This window comes from Mesorhizobium sp. B2-4-13, assembly GCF_006658535.1.
GTDB lineage: Bacteria > Pseudomonadota > Alphaproteobacteria > Rhizobiales > Rhizobiaceae > Mesorhizobium > Mesorhizobium australicum.
Genome location: NZ_VFVB01000013.1, coordinates 150,709 through 170,808 on the forward strand (window position 1 = coordinate 150,709; position 20,100 = coordinate 170,808).

Here is a 20,100-nt window from a genome sequence, read left to right on the forward strand (position 1 = left end):
GAGGCAGGATGCAGCAACCCGGCCGGGCCGCAGAGATCAAGGCAATCGGGATCGGCAAGAGCTTCGGCTCGTTCCGTGCGCTGGACAATCTGACGCTCGACATAGGCCGCGGCGAATTCCTGACGCTGCTTGGGCCCTCCGGCTCCGGCAAGACCACCTTCCTGATGATCCTGGCCGGCTTCGTGCAGCCGAGCGAGGGCAAGCTTTTCAGCGACGGCGCCGATATCACCGACCGCCCGGCCGAGCAGCGTGCAGCCGGCATGGTGTTCCAGGGCTATGCGCTCTTTCCGCATATGAGCGTCGAGGCCAACATCGCCTTCCCGCTCAAGGTCCGCAAGAGATCGGCCGCCGAGATCAAGAAGCGTGTCGGCGAGATGATCGAGCGCGTCGGTCTGGTCGGCCACGAGAGGAAATTGCCCTCGCAGCTTTCCGGTGGCCAGCAGCAGCGCGTCGCGCTTGCCCGCGCGCTGGTGTTCGAGCCGGGCGTGCTCCTGCTCGACGAGCCGTTTTCGGCGCTGGACAAGAGCCTGCGCGGCCAGATGCAGGCAGAGATGAAGCGCCTGCACCAGGAGACCGGCACCACCTTCGTCTTCGTTACCCACGACCAGAGCGAGGCGCTGGCGCTGTCTTCGCGCGTCGCCATCTTCAATCATGGCAAACTGCTGCAGGTCGGCGCGCCGGACGAGGTCTACGACCGGCCGGACAATCGCTTCGTCGCCGAGTTCCTCGGCGAGATCAACATGCTGCCGCTGAAGGGGGTTAAGGCCGTCGACAACGGCTCGACGGGCCTTTGTGAGGACCGCGCGGTCAGCATGCACTGCAAGGCTGAGAAGGTACGTGGCGACGCCATCCTGGCGATCCGGCCCGAACACATGTCGATAGCGCGCGAGGCTGCCGCCGGAGAGAACGGCATTGCCGCGACGGCAATCGCCTCGACCTATCTGGGGGCGGCGACCAAGCTCGACCTCACCACGCGCCAAGGTGCCAAAGTCACCGTCTCGGTGCCCAACGAGGTCGCGGCGGCGGCGCTCAGCAAGGGCAATTCCGTGTGGCTGACATGGCCGGCGGAAAAGGGTTTCCTCCTTCCGGACGGAGGACAATGAGCGCCGGCGCGGCCTGATCAGCCGCACCGGCTTCCGGAATCAAAATCAACGAAAACAAAGGGGAACTGACATGAACGACACCAAGAAACAGGCCATCGAAACGCTGTCCGAAAGGACGAGACGCGGCGAGATCTCGCGTCGGCAGTTCACGCAACTCGCTGCCCTCGTGCTCGCCGGCACGCCGATGCTGCTGCGCTCGACCGGTGCCTTTGCCGCAGCAAAGGAACTTGTGCTGGTCAACTGGGGCGGCGATGCCATCACGGCCTACGACGCGGCCTATGGCCAGGCCTTCACCAAGGACACTGGCATCACCGTCAAGATGGACGGCTCGGGCCCGACCGAAGGCGCGATCGCCGCGCAATCCAAGAGCGGCGCCCCGACCTGGGACCTGGTCGATGTCGACCCGTTCTCGGCCATTACGCTCGGCGCGCAAGGCATGCTCGAGCCGATCGACTACAACATCGTCGACAAAAAGAAGATGCGGCCGGGCTTCGGCTGGGACTATGCCGCCTCGACCTATTTCTTCTCCTATGTCATCGCCTACGATTCCGAGAAATACGGCAAGGATGCACCGACCGGCATGGCCGACTTCTTCGATGTGAAGAAATTCCCGGGCAAGCGTTCGCTCTACAAATGGGGCGTGTCGAGCTGGGAAGCGGCCCTTTTGGCCGACGGCATCGCGCCGGCTTCGCTCTACCCGCTCGACCTAAAACGTGCGCATGACAAGATATCAGCCTTCAAGGAAAACGTCGTCGCCTATTGGGGCGGCGGCGCCGAGAGCCAGAGCGTGCTGCTCAATGGCGAAGCCTCCATGGCGATCGTCTGGTCGACGCGCGCCTCGCTGATCGAGCAGGATTCCGGCGGCAAGATCAAGTTCATCTGGGACCAGGGCTTGATCTCGCCCGGCGCACTGGCCGTGCTCAAGAACAACCCCGGCGGCAAGGATGCGGCGATGAAGTTCATCGCCAGCGCCCAGGATCCGGAAAAGCAGCTCGTCATGTTCGACAAGCTCGGCCAGGGTCCGGCCAATCCGGCGGCCGACGCGCTGATCCCCGCCGACAAGAAGCGCATCAACCCCGTCGATCCCGAGAACATGAAGAAGCAGATCCCGCTCGACATGGACTGGTACGCCAAGAACTATGGGCCGGCGCTCGACGAATACACCAAGATCATCTCCGCCTGACCGGCGGCGATGCTGATCTAACATGAGAGGCGTTCTCTCCGACAGGATGGGCGCGGCGCTGTTGATGGCGCCGCTGCTCCTTTTTCTCGGCCTTGCCTATGCCTGGCCATTTCTCGGCGTGGTGAAATGGAGTTTCACCTTGCCGACGCCCGGGCTTGGCCAGTACGAGGCGTTGCTCACCGACGATCTGGTCCAGTCGGTGTTCATCCGCACGCTGCGCATCGCCGCGATCGTCACTATAGTGTCGGTCGCCGCCGCCTATGCTATTACGGTCGTCTGGGTTCGCGGCAGCCCGGCGCAGCGCCTCATCGCCGAATTCTGCATCCTGGTGCCGTTCTGGATCTCGGTGCTGACACGCGCCTTCGGCTGGGTGGCACTGCTGTCCAATCGCGGCCTGATCAACACCTGGCTGCAGTCGATCGGTTTTATCTCCGAACCGCTGACTTTGGTACGCAACGAATTCGGCGTCATTGTCGGCATGACGCATTTCCTCATTCCTTTCGCCGTCTTTCCGCTGGCTTCGGCCATGCGCAGCCTTGACGAGCGTGTTCTGCTCGCCGCGCGCGGCCTCGGCTCCAGCCGCATGCGCACCTTCTGGACGGTGTTCGTGCCGATGACGCGCTCCGGCATTATCGGCTCCGCGATGATCGTGTTCGTCTTCTCGCTCGGTTTCTTCGTCACGCCGGCGATTCTCGGTGGCGGGCGCAGCGTCATGATCGCCGAACTGATCTATCTCAGGATATTCCAGAGCCCGGACTGGGGGCTGGGGGCTGCGATCAGCGTCGTGCTGGTACTGTTCGTCGGCGCGCTGATGGCGCTCTTGTTTCGTTATGTCAGACCAAAGCAGCTGATCTGATGCCGACTTATCGCCCCGGTCCTGTCTCGCTGGTTATCGCCGCCCTGGTGGCGCTGTTCCTGCTGTTGCCGCTGCTGGCCGTCATTCCCGTGTCGCTGACGCCGAGCCGCATGCTGGCGATGCCGACGGGCGAATTGTCGTTGCGCCACTACCGATCGTTGATCGAGGATCCGCGCTGGCTCCAGTCGATCCTGCTTTCGATCCGCATCGGCATCGTCAGCAGCGCCATTTCAACTGTGCTGGCGCTCTGCTTCAGCCTCGGCGTCTGGATGTTCCAGCCGCGCTTCACCGCGACCCTCGTCGGCTTCGTGCTGTTGCCGATGGTGGTGCCACCGGTGGTTTCGGCGGTCACGCTCTACTTCCTGCTCACCTCGATCTCGGGCGTCAGTTCCTTCTTCGGCTACGATACCTGGCTCGGCGTTGCCATGGCGCATTCGGTGATGACGGTGCCGTTCGCGACGGTGCTGATCCTGGTCTCGCTCAGCCAGCTAGACCGACGCATCGACCTTGCCGCGCGGGGGCTTGGCGCAAGTGTCTGGGAGCGCGCCACGCGCGTCATCATGCCCAACGTCAAGTTCGGCATCGTCACCGCGGCGCTGCTGTCCTTCGTGCTGTCCTGGGAAGAGATCGGCGTCACTTTGTTCATCACCTCGGTCAACGCCATCACGCTGCCGCGCCTGATGTGGATGGGACTACGCGACAACATCGACCCGGCGATCGCCGCACTGTCGGTGATTTTGATCATCATTACCGTGCTGGTTCTGGCGGTGAGGAGCGTCGTGGTCAGGCTGAACCGGGGGAGCAACCCGGTCTAGACGAACCGCACCGACACTTTGCCGAACCTGCCCAAATCGCCAATGACTTCGTCACCGGCGGCGACGCTGATCGGTGTCACGCAAGTTCCGGTGATCACCACTTGTCCCGGCTGGAGCGCTATGCCAAGCCCCGACAGCTCATTGACCAACCATGTCAGGGCGATGCACGGGTCGCCGAGGACAGCCGCGCCCGTTCCGTCGTGCCGCGACTTACCCGAAACGAGACCGGTCACCGGGTACTCCGCGAGGTTCACGTCGCGCCAATCGTCTTCGGCAGGCTGGCCGATGACAAACAGATTGGCGCAGGCATTGTCCGCGATCAGCTGCGGCGCGCCGACAGCGCAGAAATCATCATATCGTGAGTCCGGTATTTCGATCGCCGGATGCAGGGTCGCCACGGCGCCCATCACATCAGCGATTTCATAAGGCCCAGCGCGAGGTGTGATCCGGCGGCCGAAACGGAACGCGAATTCGACCTCGGCGACCCGCATCTTGCTCGTCGCCAGCGAGACGATCCCGCCGACCTCGACCGCTTTTTCGGCGAGCAGACGCCCGGCCATCGGGCCGTCGACGTTGATATGCCTTTGACCGGCCAGGCTGGTTGCCGCGATCTTCCAGCCGAAAAGCGGGGCCGCCGAATGCTCCATGACATGCGACTGGATGGCGTAACCTTCGGTGCGCGTTTTCGGCCGCAGTTCCTCGGGTATGGCGTCGAGATGGGTGCCATTGTCCCAATGGCCTACCAGCAGACGTGACGCGGCCCTGGCCTTTTCTGGATCGAGCATGATCAGCTCCGGAAATCGGGAACATGCCCCTCTGTCCGGCCAAGCCGGCAAGGAACATTCCGTCGTATGGACGAGCCTATATGGGGCAAGATCGCGTGACCAGACAATCGGAGGCAAGCTCATGGTCAATTTGGCTCTACCGCGCCGGCCGACGAGATTGTCGGCAAGTCGCATTTTCGAGATCATCGGCGTTCATGATTCCGATGACGAATCGCCATCGTCTTCGCGTGGCGAACCGCTATATCTGAGAAGGGATGCGGACATGGGCAGGCTTTGGAAAAGCATTGTCGGTGGCGCAACGGCTTGAGGAAATGGACGATGACCGCGCCCGGCGATTTGCAGCAGGCCCTGTTTCTAAGATTGAAAAGCGATGCGTCGCTGTCGGCGCTGCTGGGCGGCGCCGGACTGCTCGAGCGGGCAACCGACAACGTCGCCTTTCCCTATGTGACTTCAGGCCAGACTTCTGCCTTTGACTGGGACACCGGCGCCGAGAACAACGACGACCAGCTGATCACGCTGCATGTCTGGTCGAAGGCGCATGGCGAGGCCGAGACGCGGGCGATCATGGATGCCATCAAGGCGCGGCTTGCCGGAGCGGTGTTGGTTATAGGCCCGCGTGGCCAGACGCGGCTGTCGCTGGAATTCAGCGAGGCGCGTTACGATGAGGAACTCCTTGTCCACCATGGCCTGCTGCGATTCCGTGCGCTGACGCAGGAAAACGCCTGACGCACTTTCAATATCACCGAAACGGAGTCTAGACTGAGCTTTCGCGGGTTTCACTGGGGGGCGGTGAAATCCAAGATGTCTGTCTCGTGTTGCAGGGGTGTGGCGAGCATGGTTTCAGGGCCGTTCACTGTTCATTTCACGTTCAGCACCGATGCGTTACAACGCGGGTCATGAAAACGCTTCGCTCCCATTTCCGAACCGCGACCCTGGCGCTTAGTGCCGCCGGGCTGTTTGCGTCGCAGGCAATGGCGATACCGGTCATCGAGCCCGACCAGGCCAGCCCGATCGTCCTGGCTGCATCCGACTGCTATGCGATCGGTCAGCAGGTGGCTCAGCAGAATGGCGGAACGCTCGCCAAGGCTTCGGCATCGACGCGTGGCGGCCAGCCGGTCTGCGTCATCGTCGTGCTCGTGCCCGGCAAGGACGGACAACGTCCGCGCCGCTCCGAAATCGTCGTTCCGCAGAACTGACCGCTCTTCCCTCCGTTTCCCAGGCCGGCGGAATCGGCCTATATCTGAAATCTTCAATCAACAGGCATTGGTCCCCGTATGCGCGTACTCGTCGTCGAGGATGACAAGGATCTCAACCGGCAGATCTCGGATGCGCTGGTCGATGCCGGCTATGTCGTCGATCGTGCCTTCGACGGCGAGGAGGGCCATTTCCTCGGCGACACAGAGCCTTACGATGCCGTTGTGCTCGACATCGGCCTGCCGCAGATGGACGGCATCAGCGTGGTCGAGCGCTGGCGTCGCGGCGGCCGCAAGATGCCGGTGCTGATCCTGACCGCGCGTGACCGCTGGAGCGACAAGGTCTCCGGCATCGACGCCGGCGCCGACGACTACGTCACCAAGCCGTTCCACATCGAGGAGGTGCTGGCGCGCGTCAGGGCCCTGATCCGCCGCGCGGCCGGCCACGCCTCGTCGGAACTGACCTGCGGGCCGCTGCGTCTCGACACCAAGGCTTCGAAGGCCGATGTCAACGGCGTGCCGCTGAAATTGACCTCGCACGAATTCCGGCTGCTTGCCTATCTGATGCACCACATGGGCGAGGTCGTTTCGCGCACCGAACTGGTTGAGCATCTCTACGACCAGGACTTCGACCGCGATTCCAACACCATCGAGGTCTTTGTCGGACGATTGCGCAAGAAGATGGGCATCGACATGATCGAAACCGTACGCGGCATGGGCTACCGCATGCGCGAGCCGGAGGCGTAAGGCGGAACCGCTCCCCACCAAACCGACCGTGGGCAGACGGCTCTCGTTGCGCGCGTGGCCGCGCTCGCTGACGTTCCGCGTCATCGCCTTCTCCACCGTGTGGGCGATCCTGACCCTGGTCGTCATCTTCACCCTGATCACAACGCTCTACCGTCAGGCCAGCGAGCGGGGCTTCGACAGCCTGTTGTCGGCGCATCTGTTCAACCTGATCGGCTCCATCGGCATCTCCGACAGCGGCGCGTTGACCGGCTCCCCCGATCTTGGCGATCTCCGTTTCTCGGAACCGAATTCGGGCTGGTACTGGTCCGTCGAGCCCGCCTCGGAAGGCGTGCATGGCGATCTTCACTCGTCGTCCATGACCCGGACCATCCCGTCGCCGGACGTGGCGGATGTTCCCTTCAACGCCAATTTCCAGCGCAGCTATGCCGCGCAAGGAATCAATGGCGAGGAGCTGGTCGTATTCGAGAGCGAATTCGTTCTCGACGCGAAGAACCGCGCCGCGCGCTTCCGCGTCATGGGCAACAAGACCGAGTTGGAGCAGGAAATAGGAACGTTCCAGCGCCGCCTGCTGACCTATCTCGGCCTGTTCGGCATCGGCATGATCGCCATCAACGCCATCGCCATCCTGCTCGGGCTGCAGCCGTTGCGCAGGGTCCGGAACGCACTCGCCATGGTGCGCGAGGGCACCGCACAGAGGCTCGACGGCCGCTTCCCGGCCGAGATCGAACCGTTAGCCAACGAAACCAACGCCTTGATAGAAAACAACAAACGCATCGTCGAGCGCTCGCGCACCCAGGTCGGCAACCTCGCCCATTCCCTGAAGACACCGCTTGCCGTTCTGCTCAACGAGGGCCGGGCGCTTGGCGGCGCCAAGGGACAGTTGATCGCCGAGCAGGCCGCCTCCATGCAAAAGCAGATCGACCATTACCTGCAGCGTGCCCGCGTCGCGGCGCAGCGCGACAGCGTCGTCTATCGCACGCCGGTGGCACCGCTGGTGCAGCGCATGGTGCGCGTTTTGCAGAAGCTGAACCCGCGGACCAGCCTGTCGCTGTCGCTGCCGGCCACCGAGATCGTCTTTGCCGGCGAACGCGAGGACCTCGAGGAACTGCTTGGCAATCTTCTCGAAAATGCGGTGAAATGGGCAAGGAGTGCTGTCGCGATCTCGGTCGTGCCCTTCGCCGGCAAGGATGAGAGCCTGTTCGAGATCAGCATCGAGGACGACGGACCGGGTATTCCCGAGGATAGGGCCCGTGAAGCGCTGAAGCGAGGGCGGCGCCTCGATGAGACCAAGCCTGGGACGGGCCTGGGCCTTGCCATTGTCGCCGATCTCGTCAACGAGTATGGAGGCGTCCTGGCACTCGAGCGGTCCGGCATGGGCGGACTGAAGGCGACGGTGCGATTGCGGAGCCTGCAGTAATGCTACCCAGGCCAATCGGCAGCAATGGAAGGCGCATATTGTGGCGGCATATCGATTGACCCCAGAGCAGCCGCCAGTGGCCAAATTTCCGACAAATATCAACACTATGGCCACGCCTACTTCTCCGATGACGCGGCCCCCGGCGCATCCATGGCAGGCTCCAACTCAAGAAAACCGGTTGTTGGCATGAAGATTCGCGTCGCGCTTGTTTCCGCATTGCTGGCCGTGTCGGGCTGCACCACCTTGAGCGGCAAGGGTCCGACCGTGGCGGCGACACCGGCCTCGACGCCTCCGGCCGGCGGCAAGGTCGTTACCAAGTCGATCATCTCCGCCATGGGCGGCGGCCTCATTGGCGGGTCGATCGGCAACGGTCTGAGCGACACGGAGAAGCGCAGCGCGCTCGAGGCCGAATACAAGGCGCTCGAATACAACACCAGCGGCCAGAAGGTGACCTGGAAGGGCGATCAGGCCTCACGCTATGGCGAGGTCGTCCCTGCCCAGCCTTACCGCGTCGGTTCGCAGGATTGCCGCCAATACACGCAGACGGTGTTCACGGGCGGCGCCAGCGTCACGGCGCACGGAACAGCCTGCCGCAATGCCGACGGCAGTTGGACGCCATTGACATAGCCAGCCGGGTCTCGTTGCGATCCGGCCGGTGGATTTCGATCGCGACATTCGGCGCGTGCCGTCAAAGCGTCGCAGGATGCCTGTGTTGGCAGGGCAGGGCTCTGCCGTTATTGGAAGAACCATGCTGTTCTGGGTCATAGCCGCAATTCTCACGCTGGGCGCCAGCCTGGCGGTGCTTTTGCCGTTGGCTGGTGCCTCCAAGGGCGCATCATCGAGCGGCGATCACGATCTGGAAGTCTATCGCGATCAACTGTCCGAACTCGACCGCGATGCCGGGCGCGGTTTGATCGGGCCCGCTGAAGCGGCCGAGGCGCGCACCGAGATCGCCCGCCGCATCCTTCGCCTGGGCAACGCGGATATGGCGGCCAAGGCGTCCGGCAGGTCATCGGGCACCGTACGGCTTGTCGCGACCGTTGCGGTGCTGGCGGTTCCGTTGGTCAGTTGGGGGCTCTACAGTCAGATCGGCTCGCCTGACCTGCCGTCGCAGCCGCTCAGTGAGCGGTTGGCCAAGAACCCCGCCGACAGTACGGTCGATGAGCTGGTGGCGCGCGCCGAGGCCCATCTTGCCGCCAATCCTTCCGACGGCAGGGGCTGGGACGTGCTGGCGCCGGTCTATCTGCGTATGCAGCGCTTTGCCGACGCCGCGGCGGCCTACCGCAACGCCATTCGCCTCGACGGCGACAGCGCTGTCCGTCAGGCCGGTCTCGGCGAGGCGATCGCCGGTGCGGCGGGCGGCATTGTTTCGGCCGATGCCCAGGATGCCTTCGAGGCGGCCTTGAAGCTTGACCCGGCCAATGCGAAAGCCGGTTTCTATCTGGCCATGGCACTGGCGCAGGAGGGTCGTGGCAAGGAAGCGGCCGCGGCCTGGCAGGCTATGCTTGGTACGCTGCCGCCGGATTCGCCGTGGCGCGGCGCTGTCGAACAGGCGCTGGCCAAATCCGGCGGCCCGGAAGTCGCCTCCAGCACGACCGCGAAAGGCCCCGATGCCGCCGATGTCGACGCGGCGTCCTCCATGTCGCAGCAGGACAGGGAAGCCATGATCAACACCATGGTCGCCGGCCTGGACGACAAACTTCGTCAAAATCCGCGCGACCCGGAAGGATGGATGCGGCTGGTCCGTTCCTATGTCGTGCTGGGCAAGGCCGATCAGGCGCGCGATGCGCTGGGCCGCGCCATTGCGGTCTTTGGCGCCGATAGTGACGAAGCCAAGAAATTCACCGCCTTTGCCGCCTCGCTCGGCTTGACGGCGACGGAGTAGAATTGGGTATGACGCGCAAGCAGAAACGATTGTCGGTCATCGCGGGCGGATTGGTTTTTCTGGGTGCCGCCACCGGGCTGACCTTCTATGCGCTTGGCCAGAAGGCATCCTATTTCTACATGCCGGCCGATCTGACCACCGCCAGCGTTCAGCCGGGCCAGCGCATCAGGCTCGGCGGTTTGGTCGAAAAAGGCACCATCCAGCGCGGCCAGGGCGCAACAGTTGCCTTTTCGGTCACCGACACCCACAAATCGGTCAAGGTGACTTATACCGGCATCTTGCCCGACCTTTTCCGCGAAGAGCAGGGTGTCATCACCGAGGGTACCTTCGGCCCTGACGGCGTCTTTGTCGCCGACAGCGTTCTGGCCAAGCACGACGAGCGCTACATGCCCAAGGAAGTAGCCGACGGCCTGAAGGCCAAGGGCGTCTGGCAGGAGAGCAAGAGTGAGTAACTCTGGCGGAAGAGCAAGCGTGAGTCGCGCGAATGGTTGAAACCGGACATTTCGCCCTGGTTCTGGCGTTCGCGCTTTCACTGGTGCAGACGATCGTGCCGCTGTGTGGCGCGCGGCTGAACAACCAGCGCCTGATGGCGGTCGGCGGTCCGGTCGCGGTGACCGGTTTCGCGTTGACGGCGCTGTCCTTCGCGGCCCTTGCGAGCGCCTATGCAAGCTCTGATTTTTCCCTGGCGAACGTCTGGGAGAACTCGCATTCGCTGCAGCCGCTGATCTACAAGATCACTGGAACCTGGGGCAATCACGAAGGTTCGATGCTGCTCTGGGTGCTGATCCTGACCTTCTTCGGCGCGCTTGTCGCCGCTTTCGGCTCCAACTTGCCGGCGACGCTGCGCGCCAATGTGCTCGCCGTGCAGGGCGCTATTGGCGCTGCCTTCTTCCTGTTCATCCTGGTGACCTCCAATCCTTTCATCCGGCTCAATCCGGCGCCCATCGAAGGCCGCGATCTCAACCCGATCCTGCAGGATCTTGGCCTCGCCATTCACCCGCCGATGCTCTATCTCGGTTATGTCGGCTTCTCGATCTGCTTTTCCTTCTCGGTCGCCGCCCTCATCGAGGGTCGCATCGATGCCTCCTGGGCGCGCTGGGTGCGGCCATGGACGCTGGTCGCCTGGATGTTCCTGACCGGCGGCATCGCCATGGGATCGTACTGGGCCTATTACGAACTCGGCTGGGGCGGTTTCTGGTTCTGGGATCCGGTCGAGAACGCTTCCTTCATGCCGTGGCTGGCGGGCACCGCGCTGCTGCATTCGGCCATCGTCATGGAAAAGCGCTCGGCGTTGAAGATCTGGACGCTGCTGCTCGCCATCCTCACCTTCTCGCTGTCGCTGCTCGGCACCTTCCTGGTGCGTTCGGGCGTCCTGACTTCCGTCCATGCCTTTGCCACCGATCCGACGCGCGGCGTCTTTATCCTATGCATCCTGACGCTGTTTATCGGCGGCTCGCTGGCGCTGTTTGCGCTGCGCGCCTCGAAGCTGACGGCAGGCGGCCTCTTCCATCCGGTTTCGCGTGAAGGCGCGCTCGTCCTCAACAATCTATTCCTGACCACGGCGACCGCCACGGTGCTCGTCGGCACGCTCTATCCGCTGGCGGTCGAGGCTTTTTCGCCCGACAAGATTTCGGTCGGAGCGCCGTTCTTCAACCTCACCTTCGCCCCGCTGATGGTGCCGCTGCTGGTGATGGTTCCCTTTGGGCCGCTGCTGGCCTGGAAGCGCGGCGATGTCTTCGGCGTTGCGCAGCGGCTGATGGCCGCGTTCGCAGCCGCACTTCTTGCGACGCTGGTTACTGTCCTGTTCATCGACGGCGCTTCGGTGCTTGCCGCGCTTGGCGTCGGCCTCGGCGTCTGGCTGATCCTCGGCGCGCTGACCGACCTCGCCACCAAGGCGGGGGTCGGCAATGTCGCCGCGCCGACAATGGTCAGGCGTCTGGTTGGTTTGCCACGCTCGGTCTTCGGGACTGCTTTCGCGCATCTTGGCCTCGGCCTGACCGTGCTCGGCATTGTTGGCACGCTCTGCTTCGGGACGGAGAAGATCCTGTCCATGCATGCCGGTGAAACCGTCGAAATCTCCGGCCGCACGGTGCGGTTCGTCGGGCTCTATCCTGCGCAGGGACCGAACTACAGCGAGGATCGCGGGCGTTTCGAGCTGATCGGCGTCAGCGGCAGCCCTGTCGGTGAAGTCAGCTCCGCCAAGCGTTTCTATCCGGTGCGGCAGATGACGACGACGGAGTCCGGCATCAAGACTATTGGCCTTTCCCAGCTCTACATTTCGCTCGGCGACGAGGGCAAGGACGGCTCGGTCGTGGTGCGTCTGTGGTGGAAGCCGCTGGTAACGCTGATCTGGGGCGGCGGCCTGGTGATGATGGCGGGTGCGGCGATGTCGCTGATGGACAGGCGCCTGCGGGTCGGCGCGCCTTCACGCCGTCGCAAGCAGGCGGTGGCGCCGGCGGGCCTGCCATGAGGGCAAGGCTTTCGTTGACGTCGATGGTCTTGTTGCTGGCGTTGTTCTTCGCCGGAACGGCAATGGCGGTGAAGCCTGACGAGATGCTGGCCAACCCGGCACTCGAGGCGCGGGCGCGGGCGCTGTCGGAAGGCCTGCGCTGCATGGTCTGCCAGAACCAGTCGATCGACGAATCCGATGCGGACCTTGCCAGGGACCTGCGTGTGCTGGTGCGACAACGCCTTGTCGCGGGCGATACCGACCGGCAGGTGATGGATTATGTGGTTTCGCGTTACGGCGAGTTCGTACTGCTGAAGCCACGCTTCGATCTGCGCAACGCGCTGCTGTGGGGCACGCCGGTTCTCCTGCTTCTGGCCGGCGGCGTGTTTATAGTGCTCAGTGCGCGGTCGCGCCGGCTTCCGGCAACGGCAGCGCTTTCGGTCGAAGAGCAGGCCGCATTGGACGCGATCCTCCGCCGCGACTGACGGCTGCCGTCGCCCGCCAACATTACCAAAGTTTCATGTGCCGGAAATGGCGTCGTAATGTGCGCTTCCCTAATTCTCGTTCCTTGAGGATGCCGATCAAGGCGCGTCCGCTTGAAAGAGGATAAGAGATCCATGAATATTGCCCCCGATTCATATTTTCGCACACGCAAGCATCTTCTGGCTGCTGCCGCGTCTATCGCGGTCGCCGGTGCGATCGGCGTTGGCGCGCTGACCAGCGGAACCAGCCCCGTTCTCGCTGACGCCGTGCGCGTCGAGGCCCCGCAGGTTCCGAGCTTCGCCGATGTCGTGGAGCGTGTGTCGCCAGCCGTGGTCAGCGTCAAGGTCAAGGCCAAGCTCCAGCCGACCGCCGATGATGGCTCCGACGATCAGGACGGCCTCGACAATCTTCCCAACAATCCGCAGCTGCGTCGTTTCTTTAAGGAATTCCGCGGCTTTGGTGACCAGGGCGGCCAGAACGACGAAGGTCATCGTCGCTTCGGACATCGCGACCGCAACAACGGCGAGCCGCGCCCGGTAGCGCAGGGCTCCGGCTTCTTCATCTCCGAAGACGGTTACCTCGTCACCAACAACCATGTCGTCGAAGAGGGCACCGCCTTCACCGTTGTGACCAATGACGGCAAGGAACTCGACGCCAAGCTGGTCGGCACCGATCCGCGCACCGATCTCGCCGTGCTCAAGGTCGATGGTGGCGGCAAGTTCACCTATGTCGACTTCGCCGACGATTCCAAGGTTCGTGTCGGTGACTGGGTCGTGGCTGTCGGCAATCCGTTCGGTCTCGGCGGCACCGTGACCGCGGGCATCGTCTCGGCGCGCGGCCGCGATATCGGCGCCGGCCCCTATGACGATTTCCTCCAGATCGACGCCTCGGTCAACCGCGGCAATTCAGGCGGCCCGACCTTCAACCTCAACGGCCAGGTGGTCGGCATCAACACCGCCATCTTCTCGCCTTCCGGCGGCAGCGTCGGCATCGCCTTCGACATTCCGGCCTCGACCGCCAAGCAGGTCGTCGGGGACCTGATGAAGAGCGGTGCGGTGCAGCGTGGCTGGCTCGGCGTCGAAATCCAGCCGGTCACCTCCGACATCGCCGAATCGCTCGGCCTGAAGTCCAACAATGGCGCGTTGGTTTCGAGCGCCCAGGACGACGGCCCCGGCAAGAAGGCCGGCATATCAGCCGGCGACGTGATCACCCAGGTCGACGGCAAGGACGTTGCGTCGCCGAAGGAACTCGCCCGCCTGATCGGCGCCTATTCGCCAGGCAAGTCGGTCGATGTCACGGTCTGGCGCGATGGCAAGAGCCAGACGGTCAAGGTCGATCTCGGCAAACTGCCGGCGAGCGACAAGCAGGCCTCGAACGACCAGCAACAGCAGCCTGCCGCTCCGGCAAAGCCTGACAACCTGGCCGATCTCGGCCTCACCGTCACCAAGTCTGAAAACGGCAAGGGTCTGGTGGTGACAGACGTCGACCCCGACAGCGCCGCCGCCGATCGCGGCATCCAGCCGGGCGACGTCATCACCGCGGTCAACTCGGCGGAGGTCAATGGCACCGAAGACGTCACCAAGGCCATGGCCGATGCGGTCAAATCCGGACGCAAGGCGGTGCTGATGCAGATCACCCGTGACGACAACAACCGCTTCGTCGCGGTGCCGGTGGCCAAGGGCTGAGACGACTTTTCCAATGCGGCGGTTTCAACACCCCCGAGTCGCCGCATGGGGAAAGTAAGAAGGAGAGCCCGTTAGTCAGTCATCGCGCTCTCCTTCAGCGGCAGCGGGCTTCCCATCGCCCGCTGCCGCGCCCGTATGTGGCTGCCCACTCAGGCCCTCGTGCCCGATGCCGGTTGGTCCCGGGTTGCAGGTAACGACATGACCGGGAACTGGCATGTTCGGCCTAACGACGCCACGGAACAAAGATTTTATCGCGTACGCTCTCGATCGTCTTGATCGCGATGCGCTTTGGCAAAGGCTAAAATGCAGATGCCGGCTACTCAACCTTCAAGCGAAATCGCGTATAACGGCCCTATGAAGATTCTCGTCATAGAAGACGATCGCGAGGCTGCGGATTATCTGCAGAAAGCCTTCACCGAAGCCGGTCATACCGCGCATGTTGCGGGTGACGGCGAGACTGGCTTTGCGCTTGCCGATGCGGGTGACTACGATGTGATGGTCATCGATCGGATGATGCCGCGCCGCGACGGCCTGTCGGTTATTGCCGCCCTCCGCTCCAGGGGCAACACGACGCCGGTGCTCATCCTTTCGGCGCTGGGCGAAGTCGATGACCGGGTCACCGGCCTGCGCGCCGGCGGTGACGATTACCTGACCAAGCCCTATGCCTTTTCCGAACTTCTGGCTCGTGTCGAGGTGCTCAACCGACGCGCCAGCGCCAAGGAGGCCGAGACCGTCTACCGGGTTGGCGATCTTGAACTCGACAGGCTATCGCATTCTGTCCGCCGGGCGGGCCGTGAGATCACGCTCCAGCCACGCGAATTCCGCCTGCTCGAATATCTCATGCGCCATACCGGCCAGGTTGTGACGCGCACGATGCTGCTCGAAAATGTCTGGGACTATCATTTCGATCCGCAGACCAATGTCATCGACGTCCACGTCTCCCGGCTGCGCGGCAAGATCGAAAAGGGCTTCGACAAGCCGATCCTGCATACCGTTCGCGGCGCCGGCTACATGCTGAAGGGCGGCTAGGCGGCGGCATGGCGCTTTCCGTGCCCGCCATCATGAAGACGACGGCCGCGCGGCTTTCGGCGCTCTATCTCTTGCTCTTCGCGCTCTGCGCGGTGCTGCTCGTCCTCTATATGACTTCGCTCTCGGCGCGCATGCTGACCGGGCAGACGCAGGAGACCATCAACGACGAGGTGCTCGGCCTTGCCCGCGCCTATCAGCGCGGTGGCCTTCCGGTATTGGTCCGCGTGGTCGAGGCCCGCTCGCGGCAGCCCGGCGCCAATCTCTATCTGATCGCCGATGCCAACGGCCAGATCCTGACCGGTAACGTGCAGAGCCTCGAGCCGGGCGTTCTCGAAAACGAAGGCTGGACCACCAGCCCTTTTTCCTATCAGCGCTTTGGCGAGGGAGAACTCGACCGTCTACGCAATTTGCCTGCCGACAAGGGGACCGCACAGCCCGACCAGAGCGACACGCAAGCGCAGGGCGAGAAGGGCCACAACGCCATTGCCCTGGTGCTGCGGCTGCCGAACCAGATGATCATGCTGGTCGGCCGCGATCTCGGGGAACCAGAGCGGTTCCGTGCCGTCATCCGCCGTTCGCTGATGCTGGCGCTCGGCATGATGGCCCTGGGTGGCATCCTGATCTGGTTCTTTGTCGGCCGCGCGGCGCTGAAGCGTATCGATGGCGTATCGGAGGCAAGCCGGCGCATCATGGGCGGGGATCTCTCCGGCCGGCTGCCGGTAACCGGCGCCGGCGACGAGTTCGATCGGCTTTCGGAAAACCTCAACGCCATGCTGGCCAGGATCGCCACGCTCAACGAAGGCCTCAAGCAGGTTTCCGACAACATCGCGCATGACCTCAAGACGCCGCTGACCCGGCTGCGCAACCGGGCCGAAGCGACGCTTTCCGGCAAGCAGAAGACATCGGACTATCGACAGGCGCTGGAAGGCACCATCGCCGAGTCCGACCAGTTGATAAAGACCTTCAACGCCATCCTGATGATCTCCCGCCTGGAGGCGGGCTATTCTTCCGAGCACACCAGCCGCGTCGATCTGGCGGTGGCCGTCCGTGATGTCGTCGAACTCTATGAGCCGGTGGCCGAGGAGGCTGGCGTTTCGCTGGACGCCGAGGTGAATGGTGCTTTTGTCGTCGACGGCAACCGCGAGCTGATCGGCCAGGCGCTCTCCAACATCGTCGACAATGCGATCAAGTACTCGACCGATTCGACGTCCAAGCCGGCGGTCCGTGTAAAGCTCGAACGCACGCATGGCGAGATCAGGCTTTCCGTCACGGACAATGGCCAGGGCATTCCCGACGACGCCGATCGCGCCCGGGCGACGGAGCGCTTCGTGCGGCTGGAGAAGAGCCGTTCGCAGCCTGGTTCCGGCCTTGGCCTCAGTCTCGCCAAGGCGGTCATGACATTCCATTACGGCCGGCTTGACCTGCTGCCTGGCAATCCAGGACTATCCGTGGTCATGAGTTTCCCGGCACGCGAGGATCACTGATGGCGGCCGTTGCCAAGCGGAGCAAGACAGACTGGCTGCTCAGCCTGGAAACCCCGCTTGTCCCGCTCGACGCGGTTCGGGCACGACAGGAGCTGGCCGAAATCGCGGACGCAGCGCGCGAAGAGGGGCTGACACGGGTGGCCAAATTCCTGGCCGGCAAAGGGAAGGCGCAGGATCTCCTCGCCGCTGTCTTCGACCTTTCGCCATTCCTGCGCGACACGGCGCGCCGCCGGCCGCAAATCCTGGACGGGCTGTTCGACCTGCCGATAGAGGCCCGTCTGAAGGCGATCACCGCCGCGATCGACCAGGCGCCGCTGGCCGAAACGGTCTCGGAATCCGGCCTGATGATGGCGCTGCGCCGGCATAAGGCAGAGGCGCATTTCCTGATCGCGCTCGCCGATCTTTCGGGCGAAGCCGAAACCTCGCTGACCGTAAGGCGGTTGAGCGATCTCGCCGACGCCTGCACCCGCGCGGCAGTCGATTTCCTGCTGCGTGACGCGCATGGCCAGGGCAAGCTCAAGCTGCCCGACCTCGACAACCCCTCGCATCGATCGGGCTGGATCCTGCTCGGCATGGGCAAGCTCGGCGCGCATGAGCTGAATTTCTCCTCCGACATCGACCTCGTCGTGTTCTTCGATCCGGAGGCACCCGCCGTGGTCGATCCTCTCGACGCCACCGACCTGTTCTCACGCCTGACGCGCCGGCTGGTTCGCATCCTGCAGGACCGCACCGAGCACGGCTATGTCTTCCGCACCGATCTGAGGTTGCGTCCCGATCCCGGCTCCACCCCGCTGGCTATCCCGGTTGAAGCCGCGCTTCGCTACTACGAAGCGCGCGGCCAGAACTGGGAGCGTGCCGCGATGATCAAGGCCCGCCCGGTGGCCGGCGATCTCGCCGCGGGCGATGCCTTCCTCAAGGAGCTCCAGCCCTATATCTGGCGCAAATACATGGATTACGCGGCGATTGCCGACGTCCATTCGATCAAGCGCCAGATTCATGCCCATAAGGGCCATGGCGAGATCGCGGTGAAGGGGCACAACGTCAAGCTCGGGCGCGGCGGCATCCGCGAGATCGAGTTCTTCGTCCAGACCCAGCAGCTCATCGCCGGCGGCCGCTTTCCGGAGCTGCGCGGCCGCGAAACCGTGCCGATGCTCGGTCAGCTCGCGGCCCGAGGCTGGATCACATCGGACGCAAGAGACGCACTCGCCCTCCAGTACTGGTTCCTGCGCCGGGTCGAACACGCCATCCAGATGGTGGCCGACGAGCAGATGCACACGCTGCCGGAAGACGATGAAGGGCTGGAGCGCATCGCCCGCATGCTGGGCTTCGCCGACGCCGCCGCGTTCGCCGGGGCCTTCCGTGCCTCGCTGCAGCAGGTCGAGCGCCACTATGCGGCGCTGTTCGAAACCGCGCCCGAGCTTTCGGCCGGCATCGGCAACCTGGTCTTCACCGGTGACGTCGACGACCCGGACACGCTGCAGACCCTGCACGGCCTCGGCTTTCAGCGGCCGAGCGATATCTGCCGTGTCATCCGCGGCTGGCATTTCGGCCGCTATCGCGTCACCCAGTCGGCGGAGGCGCGCGAGCGGCTGACGGAACTGACGCCGGCACTGCTCAAGGCCTTTGGCCAGACGCGCCGGGCCGACGAGGCGCTGGTCCGTTTCGACGAGTTCCTCGCCGGCCTGCCGGCCGGCATCCAGCTGTTTTCGCTGCTGCAGTCGAATCCCGCACTGCTCAAGCTGATGGCGACGATCATGGGCGCGGCACCAAGGCTGGCGGCCATCATCACTCGCCGGCCGCATGTCTTCGACGGCTTGCTCGACCCGGCATTGCTGACCGAGCTGCCAGACCGCGCCTATCTCTCGGGGCGGCTTTCCGCCTTCCTCGAGGGCGACAGGGCCTATGAGGACGTGCTCGACCGCTTACGCATATTTGCTTCCGAACAGAAATTCCTCATCGGTGTGCGGCTGCTCGCGGGCTCGATCGACCCGGCCCGCGCCGGCCGCGCTTTCTCCGATCTTGCGGACCTGACCATTGCGGCGGCGTTGCAAGCGGTGATCGCCGAATTCGCGGTGCGCCACGGCACGATCGACGGTGGCGTGGTTTCGCTGCTCGGCATGGGCAAGCTCGGCAGCCGCGAATTGACGGCCGGATCGGATGTCGATCTCATCCTGCTTTACGATCACGATGCGGACGCCGAGGACTCCGATGGTGAAAAGCCGCTGGCGCCGTCGCACTACTACACCCGCATGACGCAGCGGCTGATATCCGCGGTATCGGCGCCGACGGCGGAAGGTGTGCTTTATGAGCTCGACCTGCGTTTGCGGCCGTCCGGCAACAAGGGACCGGTCGCCACCCATATCGATGCCTTCAAGAAATACCAGCGCCAGGAAGCCTGGACCTGGGAACACATGGCGCTGTCGCGGGCGCGGCCGATTGCCGGCGACGCCGGCCTCTGCGCCGAGGTTGAAGCGGAGGTCGCCGCGCTGCTCGGTCAGCCACGCGACGCGGCGAAGGTGAAAACCGAAGCTTCCGACATGCGCACCATGATCGAGCAGGAAAAACCGCCCCGCGACCTGTGGGACATTAAGCTCATACCGGGCGGTCTGATCGATCTCGAATTCATCGCCCAGGTGGCTGTCATCACTGGGCAGGTCGAGGCCGGGCCACGCGCCACCGGTACGGCCGAGATCCTGTCTCGTCTGACGCCCCGTTTCGCCAATGCCGTAATCCGGCAGGACCTTGGCGAGGCTTACGCCCTTTATCTGGCACTGACCCAGATGACGCGGCTGTGCCTTACCGGACCGTTCGAACGTGACGACGTTCCGCCGGGGCTTTCGGATCTGCTTCTGGCGGTCACCGACCTGCCGGATTTCGGTGTGCTGGAAGCACATCTCAAGGAGACGTCGCAAAAGGTCAGGAAGGATTTCGACCTTCTGCTTCGTGCCGGAGGGTCGTGACCAACGACCGTTCGGCCGCATCGGGG

General features: G+C 63.8%; 18 protein-coding genes. 17 read left to right on the forward strand and 1 reads right to left on the reverse strand.

Going from position 1 to position 20,100, the window contains the following annotated elements; all coding sequences use genetic code 11:
- Positions 1–8 precede the first annotated feature (8 nt).
- From FJ936_RS27735 to FJ936_RS27750, 4 genes are all read left to right on the forward strand, one after another.
- Positions 9–1,103 (forward strand): ABC transporter ATP-binding protein, encoded by a 1,095-nt coding sequence (locus tag FJ936_RS27735; RefSeq protein ID WP_140788181.1) that lies wholly within the window; start codon positions 9–11, stop codon positions 1,101–1,103.
- Between the two features lie 70 nt (positions 1,104–1,173).
- Positions 1,174–2,286: an ABC transporter substrate-binding protein gene (locus FJ936_RS27740; protein ID WP_140663157.1), complete on the forward strand. Its 1,113-nt coding sequence runs from the start codon at positions 1,174–1,176 to the stop codon at positions 2,284–2,286.
- A gap of 22 nt (positions 2,287–2,308) precedes the next feature.
- Positions 2,309–3,142: an ABC transporter permease gene (locus tag FJ936_RS27745; RefSeq protein WP_015318632.1), complete on the forward strand. Its 834-nt coding sequence runs from the start codon at positions 2,309–2,311 to the stop codon at positions 3,140–3,142.
- The gene (locus FJ936_RS27750; protein WP_140788180.1) at positions 3,142–3,957 is read left to right on the forward strand and encodes an ABC transporter permease; all 816 of its coding nucleotides are present in this window, start codon (positions 3,142–3,144) and stop codon (positions 3,955–3,957) included. Before FJ936_RS27745 ends, FJ936_RS27750 begins: the two co-directional genes overlap by 1 nt.
- On the opposite strand, the gene FJ936_RS27755 is transcribed toward FJ936_RS27750, so the two are convergent.
- On the reverse strand, positions 3,954–4,742 hold the full coding sequence (locus FJ936_RS27755; protein WP_140788179.1) for a fumarylacetoacetate hydrolase family protein: 789 nt from the start codon (positions 4,740–4,742) through the stop codon (positions 3,954–3,956). The two genes, FJ936_RS27750 and FJ936_RS27755, sit on opposite strands and share 4 nt — an antisense overlap.
- A gap of 318 nt (positions 4,743–5,060) precedes the next feature.
- On the opposite strand from FJ936_RS27755, the gene FJ936_RS27760 reads away from it, so the two are divergent.
- From FJ936_RS27760 to FJ936_RS27820, 13 genes are all read left to right on the forward strand, one after another.
- Positions 5,061–5,468, forward strand: coding sequence for a DUF3168 domain-containing protein (locus FJ936_RS27760; RefSeq protein ID WP_015318629.1), 408 nt, complete (start codon positions 5,061–5,063; stop codon positions 5,466–5,468).
- Between the two features lie 170 nt (positions 5,469–5,638).
- The gene (locus FJ936_RS27765; protein WP_015318628.1) at positions 5,639–5,938 is read left to right on the forward strand and encodes a hypothetical protein; all 300 of its coding nucleotides are present in this window, start codon (positions 5,639–5,641) and stop codon (positions 5,936–5,938) included.
- Between the two features lie 78 nt (positions 5,939–6,016).
- Positions 6,017–6,682, forward strand: coding sequence for a response regulator transcription factor (locus tag FJ936_RS27770; RefSeq protein WP_015318627.1), 666 nt, complete (start codon positions 6,017–6,019; stop codon positions 6,680–6,682).
- Positions 6,683–6,710: 28 nt separating this feature from the next.
- Entirely contained in the window at positions 6,711–8,099 is a 1,389-nt protein-coding gene (locus FJ936_RS27775; protein WP_140788178.1) for an ATP-binding protein, read from the forward strand.
- Positions 8,100–8,285: 186 nt separating this feature from the next.
- Positions 8,286–8,726 (forward strand): hypothetical protein, encoded by a 441-nt coding sequence (locus tag FJ936_RS27780; protein WP_041163489.1) that lies wholly within the window; start codon positions 8,286–8,288, stop codon positions 8,724–8,726.
- A gap of 121 nt (positions 8,727–8,847) precedes the next feature.
- Complete coding sequence (gene ccmI / locus FJ936_RS27785) at positions 8,848–9,984, forward strand: c-type cytochrome biogenesis protein CcmI (protein WP_140788177.1); 1,137 nt, start codon at positions 8,848–8,850, stop codon at positions 9,982–9,984.
- A gap of 8 nt (positions 9,985–9,992) precedes the next feature.
- Entirely contained in the window at positions 9,993–10,436 is a 444-nt protein-coding gene (gene ccmE, locus FJ936_RS27790; RefSeq protein WP_015318623.1) for a cytochrome c maturation protein CcmE, read from the forward strand.
- Positions 10,437–10,468: 32 nt separating this feature from the next.
- Positions 10,469–12,454 carry a heme lyase CcmF/NrfE family subunit gene (locus FJ936_RS27795; protein ID WP_140788176.1) on the forward strand — a complete coding sequence of 662 codons (1,986 nt, stop codon included), beginning with the start codon at positions 10,469–10,471 and terminating at the stop codon, positions 12,452–12,454.
- Entirely contained in the window at positions 12,451–12,918 is a 468-nt protein-coding gene (locus FJ936_RS27800) for a cytochrome c-type biogenesis protein (protein WP_140618546.1), read from the forward strand. The genes FJ936_RS27795 and FJ936_RS27800 overlap by 4 nt, the downstream gene beginning before the upstream one ends.
- A 132-nt stretch (positions 12,919–13,050) precedes the next feature.
- Positions 13,051–14,601, forward strand: coding sequence for a Do family serine endopeptidase (locus FJ936_RS27805; RefSeq protein WP_141907231.1), 1,551 nt, complete (start codon positions 13,051–13,053; stop codon positions 14,599–14,601).
- Positions 14,602–14,955: 354 nt separating this feature from the next.
- The gene (locus FJ936_RS27810; protein WP_181171098.1) at positions 14,956–15,630 is read left to right on the forward strand and encodes a response regulator transcription factor; all 675 of its coding nucleotides are present in this window, start codon (positions 14,956–14,958) and stop codon (positions 15,628–15,630) included.
- A gap of 8 nt (positions 15,631–15,638) precedes the next feature.
- A complete protein-coding gene (locus tag FJ936_RS27815; RefSeq protein WP_140618542.1) occupies positions 15,639–17,114 on the forward strand; it encodes an ATP-binding protein in 1,476 nt (491 codons plus the stop codon).
- Complete coding sequence (locus tag FJ936_RS27820; protein WP_140788173.1) at positions 17,114–20,074, forward strand: bifunctional [glutamine synthetase] adenylyltransferase/[glutamine synthetase]-adenylyl-L-tyrosine phosphorylase; 2,961 nt, start codon at positions 17,114–17,116, stop codon at positions 20,072–20,074. Before FJ936_RS27815 ends, FJ936_RS27820 begins: the two co-directional genes overlap by 1 nt.
- Positions 20,075–20,100 lie beyond the last annotated feature (26 nt).